The 16625-nt window shown below is 72.4% G+C and carries 14 protein-coding genes; 7 read left to right on the top strand and 7 right to left on the bottom strand.

The window, feature by feature from the left end; translation table 11 throughout:
* Window positions 1-102: 102 nt before the first annotated feature.
* Genes H4687_RS19205 through H4687_RS19185 form a run of 5 tightly spaced genes read right to left on the bottom strand, consistent with a single transcriptional unit; the run spans window position 103 to window position 5653 of the window.
* A complete protein-coding gene (locus H4687_RS19205; protein ID WP_050399271.1) occupies window positions 103-1413 on the bottom strand; it encodes a DUF58 domain-containing protein in 1311 nt (436 codons plus the stop codon).
* Window positions 1413-2402, bottom strand: a complete 990-nt coding sequence (locus H4687_RS19200; RefSeq protein ID WP_097250044.1) for an AAA family ATPase — start codon at window positions 2400-2402, stop codon at window positions 1413-1415. Before H4687_RS19200 ends, H4687_RS19205 begins: the two co-directional genes overlap by 1 nt.
* Entirely contained in the window at window positions 2402-3592 is a 1191-nt protein-coding gene (locus tag H4687_RS19195) for a DUF4350 domain-containing protein (protein WP_050399269.1), read from the bottom strand. Before H4687_RS19195 ends, H4687_RS19200 begins: the two co-directional genes overlap by 1 nt.
* The gene (locus H4687_RS19190) at window positions 3589-4278 is read right to left on the bottom strand and encodes a DUF4129 domain-containing protein (protein WP_050399268.1); all 690 of its coding nucleotides are present in this window, start codon (window positions 4276-4278) and stop codon (window positions 3589-3591) included. The genes H4687_RS19195 and H4687_RS19190 overlap by 4 nt, the downstream gene beginning before the upstream one ends.
* Window positions 4279-4318: 40 nt before the next feature.
* Complete coding sequence (locus tag H4687_RS19185) at window positions 4319-5653, bottom strand: glycerophosphoryl diester phosphodiesterase membrane domain-containing protein (RefSeq protein ID WP_050399267.1); 1335 nt, start codon at window positions 5651-5653, stop codon at window positions 4319-4321.
* 140 nt (window positions 5654-5793) lie between these two features.
* On the opposite strand from H4687_RS19185, the gene mtnA reads away from it, so the two are divergent.
* The 7 genes from mtnA (at window position 5794) to H4687_RS19150 (ending at window position 14636) form a co-directional block, all read left to right on the top strand.
* Window positions 5794-6939 carry an S-methyl-5-thioribose-1-phosphate isomerase gene (gene mtnA / locus H4687_RS19180; RefSeq protein WP_046917252.1) on the top strand — a complete coding sequence of 382 codons (1146 nt, stop codon included), beginning with the start codon at window positions 5794-5796 and terminating at the stop codon, window positions 6937-6939.
* Between the two features lie 8 nt (window positions 6940-6947).
* On the top strand, window positions 6948-7637 hold the full coding sequence (gene mtrA / locus H4687_RS19175; RefSeq protein WP_189823911.1) for a two-component system response regulator MtrA: 690 nt from the start codon (window positions 6948-6950) through the stop codon (window positions 7635-7637).
* Between the two features lies 1 nt (window position 7638).
* Window positions 7639-9750, top strand: a complete 2112-nt coding sequence (gene mtrB, locus H4687_RS19170) for an MtrAB system histidine kinase MtrB (RefSeq protein WP_046917251.1) — start codon at window positions 7639-7641, stop codon at window positions 9748-9750.
* On the top strand, window positions 9740-11578 hold the full coding sequence (locus H4687_RS19165; protein ID WP_046917250.1) for an LpqB family beta-propeller domain-containing protein: 1839 nt from the start codon (window positions 9740-9742) through the stop codon (window positions 11576-11578). Before mtrB ends, H4687_RS19165 begins: the two co-directional genes overlap by 11 nt.
* A 297-nt stretch (window positions 11579-11875) precedes the next feature.
* Window positions 11876-12676 carry a ComF family protein gene (locus H4687_RS19160; RefSeq protein ID WP_046917249.1) on the top strand — a complete coding sequence of 267 codons (801 nt, stop codon included), beginning with the start codon at window positions 11876-11878 and terminating at the stop codon, window positions 12674-12676.
* A 314-nt stretch (window positions 12677-12990) separates the two neighbouring features.
* Window positions 12991-13683 (top strand): ribosome hibernation-promoting factor, HPF/YfiA family, encoded by a 693-nt coding sequence (hpf, locus tag H4687_RS19155; protein WP_020115584.1) that lies wholly within the window; start codon window positions 12991-12993, stop codon window positions 13681-13683.
* 203 nt (window positions 13684-13886) lie between these two features.
* A complete protein-coding gene (locus tag H4687_RS19150) occupies window positions 13887-14636 on the top strand; it encodes a response regulator (protein ID WP_046917248.1) in 750 nt (249 codons plus the stop codon).
* A 21-nt stretch (window positions 14637-14657) separates the two neighbouring features.
* Here the strand turns inward: H4687_RS19150 and H4687_RS19145 are convergent, their stop codons facing one another.
* Together H4687_RS19145 and H4687_RS19140 are read right to left on the bottom strand one after the other, a co-directional pair.
* Window positions 14658-15833: a winged helix-turn-helix domain-containing protein gene (locus H4687_RS19145; protein WP_046917247.1), complete on the bottom strand. Its 1176-nt coding sequence runs from the start codon at window positions 15831-15833 to the stop codon at window positions 14658-14660.
* Window positions 15834-15944: 111 nt separating this feature from the next.
* Window positions 15945-16514, bottom strand: coding sequence for a GNAT family N-acetyltransferase (locus tag H4687_RS19140; RefSeq protein WP_046917246.1), 570 nt, complete (start codon window positions 16512-16514; stop codon window positions 15945-15947).
* Window positions 16515-16625: the final 111 nt, after the last annotated feature.

Below are 16625 nucleotides of genomic sequence, written 5' to 3'. Positions count from 1 at the left end.
GGAAAGGCCCACACCTTATGGTGTGGGCCTTTCTGCGTTTCCGGACCGTTTCGGGGCTCCCCACCCACCCCTCATATCAATCCCTCATATCGAGCCCTCACATCACAGGCGTCCTGCCGCCTTCAGCGCCAGATAGGCGTCCGCGAGGGCCGGCGCCAGGTCGTCCGGGGTCGCGTCGACCACGGTGACACCGTGGCGCCGGAGTTGTTCGGCGGTGCGGTGGCGGTCCGCCTGGTACTGGGCGGCCGCCGCGGCCTCGTAGACCGCGTCCGTGGTGCCTCGGGAGTCGGCCATACGGGCGATGTGCGGGTCGGCGACCGACGCGACCAGGACCGAGTGGCGCTGCGTGAGGCGGGACAGAACAGGGAGAAGGCCCTGTTCCACGGGGGCCGCGTCGAGTGTGGTGAGCAGGACGATCAGGGCGCGGCGGGGGGCCGTGCGGAGGGCGGTGGCCGCGAGGCCCCGGGCGTCCGTTTCGACGAGTTCCGGTTCGAGCGGGGCCATGGCGTTGACCAGGGACGGCAGCACGTCGCCCGCCGAGCGGCCCTGGACGAGGGCTCGGACCCGCCGGTCGTAGGCGAGGAGGTCCACGCGGTCGCCGGCGCGGGAGGCGAGGGCGGCGAGGAGGAGAGCCGCGTCCATGGAGGCGTCCAGGCGGGGGGCGTCGCCCACGCGGCCCGCGGAGGTGCGGCCGGTGTCCAGGACGAGGAGGATGTGGCGGTCTCGTTCGGGACGCCAGGTGCGTACCGCCACCGACGACTGGCGGGCGGTGGCGCGCCAGTCGATGGAGCGGGTGTCGTCGCCGGGGATGTACTCGCGGAGGCTGTCGAACTCCGTGCCCTCGCCCCGGGTCAGGACGCTGGTGCGGCCGTCGAGTTCACGTAGGCGGGCCAGCTTGGACGGCAGGTGCTTGCGGCTGGTGAACGGGGGGAGCACGCGTACGGTCCAGGGGACCTTGTGACTGCCCTGGCGAGCGAAGAGGCCGAGGGGGCCGTAGGAGCGGATCGTGACCCTGTCCGCCTGACGGTCGCCCCTGCGGGTCGGGCGCAGCCGGGTGGTGACGCGGCGGCGCTCGCCCGCCGGGATCGTGAGGCGGTGGCGGGAGGCGGCCACTTCGGTGCCGGCCGGCCAGCTGCTGGGGGGCCAGGCGTCGCGGAGGTGGGCGCGCAGGGGGCGGTTGGTGGGGTTGGTGACCGTGAGGGTGATGTCCGCGGTCTCGCCCAGGCGTGCGGAGGTGTCGCCGGAGCGAAGGAGGCCCAGGCGGCGTACTGGAGCGGCGAGGGCGTAGTCGCAGGCGCACGCCAGGGCCAGGGGGGCGTTGACGGCGAGGATGCCCGTCCAGCTGGGCTCCCAGATGCCTACGGGGAGGGTGCCGAGGGCCGCGAGGAGCGCGGCGCGTCCGGTGGGGGCCATCAGCGGGGGACGGGGACGTGGGCGAGGATCGCGTTGATGACCGAGTCGGCCGTCACGCCCTCCATCTCGGCCTCCGGGCGGAGCTGGACGCGGTGGCGGAGGGTCGGGAGGGCGAGTGCCTTGACGTCGTCCGGGGTGACGTAGTCGCGGCCCGTCAGCCAGGCCCAGGCGCGGGAGGCCGCGAGGAGGGCCGTGGAGCCTCGGGGGGAGACACCGAGGGTGAGGGACGGGGATTCCCGGGTGGCGCGGCAGATGTCCACGACGTAGGCGGTGATCTCGGGGGAGACGGTCGTCCTGGCCACGGCGGTGCGGGCGGCTTCGAGGTCGGCCGCGTTCGCGACGGGGCGTACGCCGGCGGCGCGCAGGTCGCGCGGGTTGAAGCCCTGTGCGTGGCGGGTGAGGACGCTGATCTCGTCCTCGCGGGACGGAAGCGGGACCGTCAGTTTGAGGAGGAAGCGGTCCAGTTGGGCTTCGGGAAGGGGGTAGGTGCCCTCGTACTCGACCGGGTTCTGGGTCGCGGCGACCAGGAACGGGTCCGGGAGCGGGCGCGGGGTGCCGTCGACCGTGACCTGGCGTTCCTCCATCGCTTCGAGGAGGGACGACTGGGTCTTGGGGGGCGTGCGGTTGATCTCGTCGGCGAGGAGCAGGTTGGTGAAGACGGGGCCGGGCTGGAAGGAGAACTCGGCGCTGCGGGTGTCGTAGACGAGGGAGCCGGTGACGTCGCTCGGCATGAGGTCCGGGGTGAACTGGACGCGCTTGGTGTCGAGTTCGAGTGCGGCGGCGAGGGCGCGGACGAGCAGGGTCTTCGCCACCCCGGGGACTCCTTCGAGCAGGACGTGTCCGCGGCACAGGAGGGCGACGACGAGTCCGGTCACGGCGGGGTCCTGGCCGACCACGGCTTTGGCGATCTCGGCGCGCAGGGCCTCCAGGGAGGCACGGGCGGTGCCCGGGTCCCCGGTGGCCGCGGCGTTGTCAGTGGTCGGGTCCATCATGAACGGCGTACCTCTCTTTCGAGGGCGTCGAGTTGGTCGGTGAGGGCGATGAGGGCCCTGTCGTCGCCGGGCGGCGGGCCGAAGAGGAGAGGGCGCAGGGGCTGTCCGTCGCCGTGGAGGTGGGCGGACAGGGCGGGGAGCAGGGCCTCGGGCGTGTGTGCCCGGGAGACGGGGACGCCGACGAGGGGGGCGAGGCGGGTGCGGGTGGTGGAGCGAAGAGCGGCGGCCGCGCGGTCGCGGGCGTCTGCCTTGCGGTAGAGGCGGGCGCGGCCTTCGACGGTTTCGGACGCGCGGATCGCGACGGGGATTCTCTCGGGCACCAGCGGGCCGAATCGGCGTGCCCGCCAGAAGGCCGCGAGGGCGGCGGCGAAAAAGAGCTGCAGGGTGCCCCAGAGCCAGCCCGAGGGGAGCAGGTCGATGAAGCTGCGGTTGCCCGCGTCGGGGGCCGAGTCGGCGAGCGAGGGGAGGTACCAGACCACATGGGGGCGCGAGCCGAGGAGTTGGAGGGCGAGGGAGGCGTTGCCCTGCTCGTCGAGGCTGCTGTTGAGGAGGATGTCGGGGGCGCCGAGGACGACGGTGTCGCCGTTGCCCTCGGCGGCCGGGACGCGCACCAGGGTCGGCAGGCCGTTCTCCGGGTAGCAGGTGTCGGCCGCGCCCGCGGTGACGTCGTAGCGGATCCCGCCGGTGTCGGCGCTGCCCGCGCGGCGGGCGGCGGGCAGTTCGCAGCGGGGCCTGAGGGCGGAGTCCAGGCTGAGGGCGGCGTCGGCGGTGACGCCGGGGGCGAGGGTGCTCACGGACGGGGAGCCGGGGGCCACCAGGACCGTGCGTCCGCCGGAGTTCTCGGTCGCCGCGCGCAGGCGGTTCTGCTGGGCGTCGGTCAGCAGGTCCGGGGCGGCGACGAGGAGGGTGGTGTCGGGGCCGACGGCGCTGCTCGCCCGGTCGAGGGTGGTGACCAGCCGGGTGGACACGCCCCGGTCGTCGAGGAGTTCGGCGATCGCGCGGCTGCCGTCGGTGTCGGCGGAGCGCGGATCCAGGCGGCCGTGTTCGGCGCCGGAGCGGATCACGGCGATCACGGCGGCCGCCGCAAGGAGGATCACCGCCGCGAGGACGATCCCGCGCGCGCGGGTCCACACCTGACGGGCCGTGGGCGAGGCCGAGGTGGACGGATGCGTGGCCCCGGTGGTCATTCGGCGGCTCCCGGGCGGGTGCCGCGGGCCGTGTCCGCGGTGCCGGAGGCGCTGCCCGCCAGCGCGGGCCTGGTGCGTTCCAGGTCGGTGTCGAGGGCGGCGAGCCGGAGGTACGTTTCCTCGGACGCGGATCGGCCGCCGTACGTGACATCGTCGAAGTCCCGGGCGGCGGCGCGCAGTCGGTCCGCGTGGGCGGGGAGTGCCGAGCCCGCTTCGGAGGCGGCCTCGTCGGCGGTGCGGCCGGGGCGTGCGTCGAGCAGGGCGCGTTCCTCCAGGGAGCGGACGACGGCGCGCATGCGTTCCTGGACGGCCTGGTTCCAGTGGCCCTGGGCGGCCTGCGCCTCGGCGGCGGCCCGGTGTTCGGCGGCGCTGCGGGGGCGGTCGTCGAAGAGCACGGTGGCGGAGGCGGCGGCGCGGCGTGGGGTGCCGAGGCGCCACCACAGGGCTCCCAGGAGGGCCAGTACGGCCAGGACGATGACGACGAGGCCGAGCGGGCCGCCCGGGGTGGCGGCCGAGGCGGCGCCGAACACCTTGTCGAGCCACTCCCAGAAGGCGTCCATCGCGCGCTCGTACCAACTGGGGTCGTTCTGGTGGTACATGCCCTTGGACAGCTCGCGGCGCGCCGCCTCCCGCGCGGGGTCGCGCGGGAGGGTGAGGGGCGGCTCGTCCGCCGAGCGCCACGCCATCGGTACGGCAGTCAGTGCTCCCCCCGCCAGGCTCACCCCATCAGCTCCCCGGGGTGGCGCCCGGGGCGTCGCCGTAGCCCTGGAGACCGGCGGCGCGGCCCAGTTCGAGGTCGAGGGCCTCGCGGCGGATGCGCTGGTCGATGTAGAGCAGCACGGTGACGCCCGCGCTGATCGGGAAGGTGAGCGTGGATCCGATCACCGCGCCGACGCCACTGATGACGAGGTAGGTCCAGCCGAGTGTGGCGCCGCCGGTGGTGAGGAGGCCGGAGATGCCGTCCCCGTCCAGGGCCGCGCCCACGAAGGTGAAGGGGATCACGACGATCGACGCGATGATGTAGGCGATGATCGCGGCGAGGAGCTGGATGCCGAGGACCCGCCACCAGGAGCCGCGCACCAGCTTGACCGAGCGGCCGAGAGACTTCCGGACGCCCTGCTTCTCCAGCATCAGGGCGGGCGAGGCGAGCGAGAAGCGGATCATCAGCCACACGGTGAGGACGAAGCCGCCGAGTCCGCCGAAGAGGGCGAGGAGGACGCCTCCGCCGGTGGAGCCGCCGGCGGCGAGGAGGACGCCGGGCAGCACACCGACGGTCATGATCAGGGCGGCGATCAGGAGCAGCAGGACGGTCAGCCCCGCCAGCCTGAGGAGCTGCGGGCGGGCGTCCCGCCAGGCCTCCAAGGTGGTCACGGACCTGCCGAGGACGGCGCGGCTGGTCACGGTCGTGAGCAGGGCCGTCGCGATGATGGTGCCCAGCAGGGAGATCACCATGACGACGGAGGTGCTCAGCAGGGTGTCGCCCAGGGCGCGGCCCAGTTCACCGGGGGTGGCGCTGGGGTCGTTGAGGGCGTCGGCGCTCGCGGTGTCGTCGAGGACGAACCCCTGGAGCAGGATGACTCCGATCTGGGTGAGGACCGCGACGGCCAGGGAGATGCCGAGGACCGTGCGCCAGTGCGTGCGCATGGTGGAGACCGCGCCGTCCAGGATCTCGCCGATGCCGAGCGGGCGCAGCGGGATCACGCCGGGCTTGGCCGCGGGCGGGGGGCCGCCCCAGCCGCCGCCCCAGCCGGGAGTGCCGTGACCGGGGGCGCCGTATCCGGGCCGGCCGCCGGGGCCGGGGTGGCCGCCCCAGCCCGGGCCGGGCGGTGGTGGCGGGGTCCGGTCGGGGGCCTGGGGGGTGGGAGCGGACCACTGGGCGGGCGGCGGCTGTTCCTTGGACCACTTGGACTGCGGGGGCGTCTGGTCGGCGCCGGTGTGGTCCGCGGGCTGCGTGCGGTCGGCTTCGGCCCGGTCCGCCGGCTGCGCGGAGTCCTGGTGGTCCGGCTCCTGGCCGCCGGAGGGGGCGGATCCGGGCGAGGCCCAGCCCGGAGTGTCCTTCATCGTCGCTCCTTCACGGTGCTCGTCCGCGGTCGCGGCGGCAGGTTGGCGCCCATCGTGCCACGCGGTCTCCGCGAAGTGACCGGGGGCCGTATCCGCTGCGCACCTTCAATTGTCCGACGGATACGGGGCAGACTGACCGCATGGCTGATCAGTACGCGCGATCCGGCGACGACACCCGGCCGACCGGGATACCGGCGATCCGATGGGACGAGCCGCCCGAGGGCCCCGTCCTCGTCCTCCTCGACCAGACGAGACTGCCGGCAGAGGAGGTCGAGCTGGTGTGCACGGACGCGCCCGCGCTGGTGGAGGCGATCCGTGTCCTCGCCGTGCGCGGGGCGCCGCTGCTGGGGATCGCCGGGGCGTACGGCGTCGCGCTCGCCGCCGTCCGCGGGTTCGACGTGGAGGACGCCGCCGAGGCGCTGGAGGGCGCCCGGCCCACCGCGGTGAACCTCGCGGTGGGTGTGCGCCGGGCGCGGGCCGCGCACCGGGCCGAGCTCGGCCGGACGGGCGACCAGAAGCGGGCCGCCGAGGCGGCGCTCGCCGCCGCGCGGGCGCTGCACCGGGAGGACGCCGAGGCCAGCTCCCGGATGGCCGCGCACGGTCTGGCGTTGCTGGACGAGCTGCTGCCGGGCGGCGGGCACCGGGTGCTCACGCACTGCAACACCGGGGCGCTGGTGTCGGGCGGCGAGGGCACGGCGTTCGCGGTGGCGCTGGCCGCGCACCGGGTGGGGCGGCTGCGGAGGCTGTGGGTGGACGAGACGCGGCCGTTGCTGCAGGGTGCCAGGTTGACCGCTTATGAGGCGGCGCGCAGCGGAATGGCGTACACCTTGCTCACGGACAATGCCGCGGGCTCGCTGTTCGCGGCCGGAGAGGTGGACGCGGTGCTGGTGGGCGCCGACCGGATCGCCGCCGACGGATCGGTGGCGAACAAGGTCGGGACCTATCCGCTCGCGGTGCTCGCCCGGTACCACCACGTGCCGTTCATCGTGGTGGCGCCGCTGACGACGGTGGATGTGGACACCCCGGACGGGGCGTCCATAGAGGTGGAACAGCGCGCGGGGCACGAGGTGACGGAGATCACGGCACCTCAGGTCCCGAGGGCGGGAGCAGAGGCGGGAGGTGGGATCGCGGTGGCGCCCCTGGGGACCCAGGCGTACAACCCGGCGTTCGACGTGACGCCACCCGAGTTGGTGACGGCGATCGTCACCGAGGAAGGGGCTGTGTCGCCCGTGACCGCTGATGCGCTTGCCGAGCTGTGTGACAGGTCACGCCAGGTAACGATTTAGTTAATGGGATGATGGCATTCATGAAGGGACGAGTCCTTGTCGTCGACGACGACACCGCACTGGCCGAGATGCTCGGCATTGTGTTGCGTGGTGAAGGTTTTGAGCCGTCTTTCGTAGCCGACGGCGACAAGGCGCTGGCCGCGTTCCGTGAGGCCAAACCGGATCTGGTGCTGCTGGATCTGATGCTGCCGGGCCGGGACGGGATCGAGGTGTGCCGTCTGATCAGGGCGGAGTCCGGGGTGCCGATCGTGATGCTCACGGCCAAGAGCGACACCGTCGATGTGGTGGTCGGCCTGGAGTCGGGCGCGGATGACTACATCGTGAAGCCGTTCAAGCCGAAGGAGCTGGTGGCCCGGATCCGGGCGCGTCTGCGGCGGTCGGAGGAACCGGCGCCGGAGCAGCTCGCCATAGGTGACCTGGTCATCGACGTGGCCGGGCACTCGGTGAAGCGTGAGGGGCAGTCGATCGCGCTGACGCCGCTGGAGTTCGATCTGCTGGTCGCGCTGGCGCGCAAGCCGTGGCAGGTGTTCACCCGGGAGGTCCTGCTGGAGCAGGTCTGGGGGTACCGCCACGCGGCGGACACCCGTCTGGTGAACGTGCATGTGCAGCGGCTGCGCTCCAAGGTCGAGAAGGACCCGGAGCGGCCGGAGATCGTGGTGACCGTCCGTGGTGTCGGATACAAGGCAGGGCCCAGCTGACATGTCCGGTGACAGTGCCGCTTCGGCGCCCGGCCAGCCGGGGACCCGCGCGGAGCGGCCTGTCGGCCGGAAGACGTCGGGTTCCGGATGGGGGCGTCTGCTGGAGGGCGGATTGCTCCAGGGCGGAGTCCAGGGCAGCCCTGTCCTGAGGCTGTTCATGCGCTGGGTGCGTCGCCCGTTGCTGCCCGTGATGCGGCTGTGGCGGCGCAACATCCAGCTCAGGATCGTCGTGACGACGCTGCTGATGTCGCTCAGCGTCGTGTCGCTGCTGGGTTTCGTCGTCATCGGGCAGGTCCGCAACGGACTGCTGGACGCGAAGGTCAAGGCCTCGCAGAGCCAGGCCGCCGGCGGCTTCACGGTCGCCGAGCAGCGGGCCGACAGTGAGGCGAGCGCGGCCGGGAACGACAACCCGGACCCGGACGGCGACCGGGTGCAGAACGTCGTCGAGTGGATGACGACCCTGGTGAATTCGCTCTCCAGCGGTGGCCAGGGCGCGTTTGACGTCGTGACGCTCAGTCCCGCCTCCGCCGACGGCGAGACCGGCGGGCTCGGACCGCGTGTCTCCGGTGGCGTGCAGTGGGACCTCAGCGTGCCCGTGGAACTGCGCGAGCGCGTCGACGACGGCACCAGCGCCGTCCAGAGCTACACGCGGATCCACTACAACAACGGCCAGGAGTCCGAGCCGGGGCTGATCATCGGCAAACAGGTCAGCGACCCCAACAGCAAGCCGTACCAGCTGTACTACCTCTTCCCGCTCACCCAGGAGGAGAAGTCCCTGAGCCTGGTCAAGGGGACGCTCGCGACGGCCGGGCTGTTCGTCGTCGTGCTGCTCGGGGCCATCGCCTGGCTCGTGGTGCGGCAGGTCGTCACGCCCGTGCGGATGGCGGCCGGGATCGCCGAGCGGCTGTCCGCCGGACGGCTGCAGGAACGGATGAAGGTCAGCGGCGAGGACGACATCGCGCGGCTCGGTGAGGCCTTCAACAAGATGGCGCAGAACCTGCAGCTGAAGATCCAGCAGCTGGAGGACCTGTCACGGATGCAGCGGCGGTTCGTCTCCGACGTGTCGCACGAGCTGCGTACGCCGCTGACGACCGTCCGGATGGCGGCGGACGTCATCCATGACGCGCGCGTGGACTTCGATCCGATCACCGCGCGGTCGGCCGAGCTGCTCGCCGACCAGCTGGACCGGTTCGAGTCGCTGCTCGCGGACCTGCTGGAGATCAGCCGGTTCGACGCGGGCGCGGCGGCTCTGGAGGCCGAGCCGATAGACCTGCGCGAGGTGGTGCGGAAGGTCGTCAGCGGGGCGGAGCCGCTCGCGGAGCGCAAGGGGACGCGGATACGGGTGCTGGGGGACCAGCAGCCCGTCGTGGCCGAGGCCGACGCCCGGCGGGTGGAGCGGGTGCTGCGCAACCTCGTGGTCAACGCCGTGGAGCACGGCGAGGGCAAGGACGTCGTGGTCAAGCTGGCGGCGGCGGGTGGCGCGGTCGCGGTCGCGGTGCGCGACCACGGCGTGGGACTGAAGCCGGGGGAGGCGACGCGGGTCTTCAGCCGTTTCTGGCGGGCGGACCCGGCACGCGCGCGTACCACCGGTGGTACGGGGCTGGGGCTGTCCATCGCCCTGGAGGACGCCCGGCTGCACGGGGGCTGGCTGCAGGCGTGGGGCGAGCCGGGCGGCGGTTCGCAGTTCCGGCTCACCCTGCCGAGGACGGCGGACGAGCCGCTGCGCGGGTCCCCGATACCCCTGGAGCCGAAGGACTCCCGACGTCACCGTGGACTCAACGACGCGGGTCTGCCGCTCGCGGGCGGCGGCAAGCTCGCCACGGTGCCGGTGCAGGCCGGTGAGCCGGGGGCCGCGAGGACGGCCATAGGGCCCCGGGCGGGCGCCGGACAGGCTCCCACGGCGGATCCGACGGCACTGCCGGGCAACGGCGCGCGCGTGGTGCCCCGGCCGGGCGTACCGTCCGCGACGCCGTCCGCGACACCGCCTCCGGCATCGCCGGTGGCCCCGCCCCCGCGGCGGTCCGACGGCGATGCGGGACGGGCCGAGGAGAGGCCGGCCGAGAGTGATCCGGAGCGGCAGCACGACCAGGGGGAGGCATTCCGTGGGCGCTGACCGCGTGGAAGGCGGCCGTAGGCGTCCGACGAGGGCGGCCGTGCGGATCGGGGGCGTCGGCGTGTGTGCCGTCCTGCTGGCGGGGTGCGCCTCGATGCCGGACAGCGGCGACATGCGTGATGTCGAGTCCACCCCGAGGCCGGACTCGCCGGTGCGGGTCTTCGCGCTGCCGCCCGCCGAGGACGCCGAGCCGCAGGAGATCGTGCAGGGCTTCCTGGAAGCCCTGACCAGCGACGACCTCAGGTACGAGACCGCGCGCAAGTACCTGACCGGCGACGCGGCCAAGGACTGGGATCCCGGTGAGTCGACCACGGTCCTCGCCGAGGCCCCGACCCCCTACACCCCGGGCACGGGGGAACGGTCCGACGACGACGAGTACCGCTACGAGCTGTCCGGCGAACGGGTCGCCCGGGTCGACGAGCAGCACGCGTACACGCCCACCAGTGGCGAGTACAGCAGGCAGGTGCACCTCACGCGCGTGAAGGACACCGGGCAGTGGCGCATCGACCGGCTGCCGTCGGGTGTGGTGCTCGGCCGGTCGGACTTCGAACGCAACTACAAGTCCATCAACAAGTACTACTTCACCTCCGCCGCGCAGTCCGGTGAGCCGGGGACCGTCGCCGACCCGGTCTATGTGCGCAGCCAGGTCGACCCGGTGACGCAGGTGGTCCGCGACCTGCTGAAGGGCCCCACCAGCTGGCTCAACCCGGTCGCGAGGACGAGCTTCCCGTCCGGTACGGCCCTGAGGAAGGGCACCAGGGCGCTGACGCCCGACGACCAGAACAGGCTGGTCGTGCCGCTGAACAAGAAGGCCGACCACGTCTCGGCGAGCCGGTGCAAGGAGATGGCCGCCCAGCTCCTGTTCACCTTGCAGGACTACATGCCCACGGGTGTGGACGAGGTGGAGCTGCAGGGGTCGACCGGCGCGCAGCTGTGCGTGCTCGGTGAGAGCACGGTCGACGAGGTCGTCGCCTCGCACGACTTCGGCAAGACCGCGGAGTTCGAGTACTTCATCGACGGCGACCACAAGCTCGTACGGCTGTCCGGGCGGGGCGCGGCGACCACGCCGACGGCCGTTCCCGGCGCGCTCGGTGACGGCGAGAAGCAGTTGCGGTCCGCCGCCGTCTCGCGTGACGAGGAGCGCGCGGCCGGTGTGTCGGCCGACGGGAGCGAGTTGTACGTGGCGCCGCTGACGGCGGGTTCCTCGATCGGCGACCCGGTGCTGAGCAGCGCCGGTGCCACTGCGAAGGACCGGCTGACGACGCCCAGTTGGGACGGGCGGGGCGATCTGTGGGTGGCGGACCGCGACCCCGACAAGCCCCGGCTGCTCGTCCTGGCGGACGGCATGGGTGAGCCGCTGGAGGTCAGGACGCCCAACCTCGACGGGCGGATCGAGGCGGTCCGGGTGGCCGCCGACGGGGTGCGGGTGGCGCTGATCCTGAAGAGCGAGGGCAAGCGGGCGCTGTACATCGGGCGCATCGAGCGGGACGCGGACGCGGAGAGCACCACCGTCTCGATCGTCGAACTGCGGTCCGTGACACCGGACCTGGAGGACGTCACCGCCATGTCGTGGGCGGGCGACAGCCAACTCGTGGTCGTGGGGCGCGAATCCGGCGGCGTGCAGCAGATGCGGTACGTCCGGGTCGACGGCTCCCCTGCACCGGGTTCCGGGCCCTCCGCGCTCACGGGTGTGGAGGAGATCGCCGCGTCCGAGGACGAGAGCCAGCCGCTGGTCGCGCACTCGGCCGACGGAATCGTCCGGCTGTCCCCCGGGGAGCAGTGGCAGACGGTCGTCAAGGAAGGGTCGGCGCCGGTCTATCCGGGGTGAGGTCGAGGAGAGGGCGGGGGCGGGGCCTCGGGGTCGCCGGGTGGTTCTCCCCGGCCCTCGCCCGTCCCTCAGTGCTTTGACCCGTTGCGCCTCCGCACTCGGTGCCGCGGTCCCTCGGTCTCCCCGTCCCTCGGCCGCCCCTCGGTTCACGGCCCCTCGGTTCACGGCCCCCGCCCTCGTTCTTCAGGCGCTCGTCATTCGTGTGGGTGACAACCCCTGTGCGGTCGCGGTGAGTTGTCCACAGGCGGTTGTCCACAGGGGTGGCAGGTTTTCGTGTGCGTCGGCACAGTGGTGGGCATGCGGGGGTGGTGGCGGGACCTCACGGATCTGGTGCTGCCGGCCGAGTGCGGAGGGTGCGGGAGGCTACGCGCGGTGCTCTGCCCGGAGTGCCGCGCGGCTCTGACCGGAGCCGCGCCGTGCCGGGTGCGACCGGTGCCGGAGCCGACGGGGCTGCCCGTGGTGCACGCGGCGGCACCGTACGAGGACGCGGTGCGGGCCACGCTGATCGCGCACAAGGAACGGGGTGCGCTGGCACTCGCCGGACCGCTCGGCACGGCCTTGGCAGGGGCCGTACGGGCGGGTGGAGCGGGTGGTGGCGGGCCGGTGCTGCTGGTCCCGGTGCCGTCCGCGCGGCGGGCGGTGCGGGCGCGGGGGCACGACCCGGCGCGGCGGATCGCGCTCGCGGCCGCCGGGGAGCTGCGGCGCACCGGGACACCGGCCCGGGTCGCCGGGGTGCTGCGGCAGCGGCGGGCCGTGGCCGACCAGGCGGGGCTGGACTCCCGGCAGCGGCTGGAGAACCTCGCGGGTGCACTGGAGGTTGCCGCCGGGGGTACCCCACTGCTGAACGGGGGCGCGATCGTGCTCGTGGACGACCTGATGACGACGGGTGCCTCGCTCGCGGAGGCGGCCCGGGCGGTTCGGGCGGCCCGGGGCGGGCATGCGGACCGGACGGGTGAACGCGTTGCGGATGGGAAGCCGGATGGGGCGGTGCGAGCACGGGGGGTGACGGGAATGACGGGTGCGGACGGTGCCGGAGACGGCATCGGCGCGGCGGTGGTCGCCGCGCCACCCGACTCCTTCGAAATAAACCGGAACTGACAGAGAACTTGCATCGTTGCAGGTAATGAAAGGGCCATTTCACCTGAACGGAGGTACGCCCCAGTAGAGGGTGACGACATCCGGCCGGGCGAGATATGTTCGGTTGTGAGGGAATGGCCCCGGCCGTTCACCACATATCCGAATGCTGCGCTGCGGCTTTTCCGAATCACCCCGCGGTGGTGGGTGGAGATCTTGTCCACGGGGGAGGAGGAGGTGGAAGTCACCGAGTCCGCGGTTCCGGGAGCCACCGGAACCTGGTGCACAAGGGAGATGCTCCGCCAGTGGAGCGGAGCGATCCGGGAACGGAGTTCTGCGTGGACATCGTCGTCAAGGGCCGCAAGACCGAGGTGCCCGAGCGGTTCCGCAAGCACGTGGCCGAGAAGCTGAAGCTGGAGAAGATCCAGAAGCTCGACGGCAAGGTGATCAGCCTCGACGTCGAGGTGTCCAAGGAGCCCAACCCCCGACAGGCCGACCGCAGTGACCGGGTGGAGATCACGCTCCACTCCCGCGGGCCGGTGATCCGGGCCGAGGCAGCGGCAAGCGATCCGTATGCGGCGCTCGACCTGGCGGCGGACAAGCTGGAGGCCCGGCTGCGCAAGCAGCACGACAAGCGTTACACGCGCCGTGGCGCGCGCAGGCTCACTGCCGCGGAGGTCGCCGACCACGTCCCCGGCGTGGCCACCCTCAACGGCAATGGATACGTCGCCGACGAGGAGAAGACGGACGGCGTGCCCACCAAGAAGATCGGTTCGCTGGAGGTGAAGGGTGAAGGTCCCCTCATCGTCCGCGAGAAGACCCACGTCGCATCTCCGATGACCCTCGACCAGGCTCTCTACGAGATGGAACTGGTCGGGCACGACTTCTACCTCTTCGTCGACTCCGAGACCAAGGAACCGAGTGTCGTCTACCGGCGGCACGCCTACGACTACGGCGTCATCCACCTCAGCACGGACCCGATGGTCGCCCAGGCGCACGCGGACGCCCCGGGCGGCGCGCTCGGCGGCTGAGCGCGCCGGTGACAGCCGGCCGGTGCCCCTGGAGCGCTTGTGCGCCCCCAGGGGCACCGGTGTGCGACCCCTTGCGGCCCGCTCTGTCACCGCAGGGCGGGCCGGGCATGAAATCATGGCCGAACCGGCCCCAACCGGGGGGCCGTTGCCTTGGGTTGGCAATGGCACAGAAACACAGGCCACGGCCTTCAGGGGGAGGAACGATGGCGGACAGCAGTTTCGGACCGATGCGTGACGAGGATGCCGACGACGGCTCCGTCGGCATGGACTCCGCCTCCGGCTCCTCGCGCAAGGAGCCGATCCGGGTCCTCGTCGTCGACGACCACGCGCTTTTCCGCCGCGGCCTGGAGATCGTGCTCGCCGCCGAGGAGGACATCCAGGTCGTCGGCGAGGCCGGTGACGGGGCGGAGGCGGTCGACAAGGCCGCGGACCTGCTGCCCGACATCGTGCTGATGGACGTACGGATGCCCAAACGCGGCGGTATCGAGGCGTGCACCTCCATCAAGGAGGTGGCCCCCAGTGCGAAGATCATCATGCTGACGATCAGTGACGAGGAGGCCGACCTCTACGACGCGATCAAGGCGGGGGCGACCGGCTATCTCCTCAAGGAGATCTCCACGGACGAGGTGGCCACGGCCATTCGCGCCGTCGCCGACGGACAGTCGCAGATCAGCCCCTCGATGGCGTCGAAGCTGCTCACCGAGTTCAAGTCCATGATCCAGCGGACGGACGAGCGGCGCCTCGTGCCGGCGCCGCGGCTGACGGACCGGGAACTGGAAGTACTCAAGCTCGTGGCGACCGGAATGAACAACCGGGACATCGCCAAGGAGCTGTTCATCTCCGAGAACACCGTGAAGAACCACGTGCGCAACATCCTGGAGAAGCTGCAGCTGCACTCCAGGATGGAGGCCGTGGTCTACGCGATGCGGGAGAAGATCCTCGAAATCCGCTGAGGATGCCGAGGATGCCGAGGATCAGGAAAGCGCGCGCACCAGTTCCCGCGCCAGCGGCTCGCGCAGCTCGGGAGCGTCCACCCGCTCCACGCGCACGTCCGTGCAGTCCACCCAGGTCGCCGCTTCCACAAGGGCCTGGGCCACGGCCGGGACCGCCTTCGGTCCGTCGAGGGTGACCTGTTTGGCGACCAGGGTGCGGCCGTCACGGGCGGGGTCGACACGGCCGACGAGCCGGCCGCCGGCGAGGACCGGCATCGCGAAGTAGCCGTGGACGCGCTTCTGTTTGGGGACGTAGGCCTCCAGGCGGTGGGTGAAGCCGAAGATGCGCTCCGTGCGGGCCCGCTCCCAGATCAGGGAGTCGAACGGGGACAGGAGCGTGGTGCGGTGGCGGCCGCGCGGGGGCGCCGCCAGCGCCGCCGGGTCGGCCCAGGCCGGCTTGGCCCAGCCCTCCACCGTCACCGGGACCAGGCCCGAGTCGGCGACCACCGCGTCGAACTGCTCGCCCTTGAGGCGGTGGTAGTCGGCGATGTCCGCGCGGGTGCCGACGCCCAGGGCCTCACCGGCCAGACGGACCAGGCGGCGTACGCACTCCGCGTCGTCCAGGTCGTCGTGCAGCAGGGTCTTCGGGACGGCGCGCTCGGCGAGGTCGTACACGCGCTTCCAGCCGCGGCGCTCCACGCAGACCACCTCGCCGTACATCAGGGCGCGTTCGACGGCGACCTTCTCGCCGGACCAGTCCCACCACTCGCTGGTGCGCTTCGCGCCGCCCAGCTCCGTGGCCGTGAGAGGGCCCTCGTCGCGCAGCTGTTTGATGACGCGCTCGTAGGCGCCGTCCGGGAGTTGGTGGCCCCACTGGGGGCGGGCGCGGTAGGCGCGGCGGCGGAAGGCGAAATGGGGCCACTCCTCGATGGGGAGGATGCAGGCGGCATGGGACCAGTACTCGAAGGCGTGCGTGTCCGTCCAGTAGGCGCGGTCGACCGTGGTGCGGCCCACGGCCCCGAGACGGGCGTAGGGGATGAGTTCGTGGGAGCGGGCGAGGACCGAGATGGTGTCGAGCTGGACCGCGCCCAGGTGTCGCAGCACGCCGCGGACGCCGGATCTGCGGTCCGGGGCGCCGAGGAAGCCCTGTGCCCGGAGGGCGATTCTGCGGGCCTCGTCTGCGGTGAGTTCTGTGGCGGGGCGCGGGAGGGAGGTCATGCTCCGCAGGGTAGGGGAGGGGACTGACAGGCGGGGCTGAGCTGGGGATACGGGACGCCTGAGGCCCGCCCCGGCATCCCCCGGCACCGGCGGTGCGTCGGGGCGTCGGGGTCAGGACGGTGACGGTACGTACGGCGTTGTCGAGGGCAGGCCCAGGTCCGAGGGGAGCAGGGAGGCCATCCAGCAGTCGCGGCGGACGCCGTTGTTGTCGAGGCCGGCCCTGAGGGTGCCCTCGAAGGTGAAGCCGGTGTGTTCGGCCACCGCGCGGGAGGCGGCGTTGCCCACTTCGGCGCGCCATTCGAGGCGGTCGAGGGCGAGCGTGGTGAAGGACCAGTGGGCGGCGGCGCGGGTGGCCTCGGTGACGTAGCCGTGGCGGCGGTGCTCCCTGGTCGCCCAGAAGCCGATCTCGCCGGTGCCCGGGGAGCGCATGGTGATGCCGAGCATCCCCGCCAGCTCCCCGGTGGCCAGGAAGAGGCCGAAGGTGAACATCGAGGCGGTGGCCCAGCCTTCGGGGACGGCCCGTTCGACGAAACCCTCCGCGTGCTCACGCGAGTACGGCGAGGGGATCGTGGTCCAGCGCTGGATGTCCGGGTCCTGCGCGGCCGCGTACACCGTGGCGGTGTCGCGCCGGTCCACGGTGCGCAGCACCAGGCGCTCGGTGGTCAGGGTGACGGGTTCCATCGGGCGATTCTGCTCGGTGGAACGCGGTGACGCCATCCTGCTCGTCCCCATCCCCCAGCTGCGTTCCCCGGGCGGCGCGGCGGCGCGGTGCGTGAGCGGGCGGTCACGATT

The sequence above is a fragment of the Streptomyces stelliscabiei genome, from assembly GCF_014873495.1.
In the GTDB taxonomy this organism is placed as follows: Bacteria; Actinomycetota; Actinomycetes; order Streptomycetales; family Streptomycetaceae; genus Streptomyces; species Streptomyces bottropensis.
Note: the sequence above shows the minus strand (reverse complement) of the source record. Positions and strands in the feature narration are given on the sequence as shown.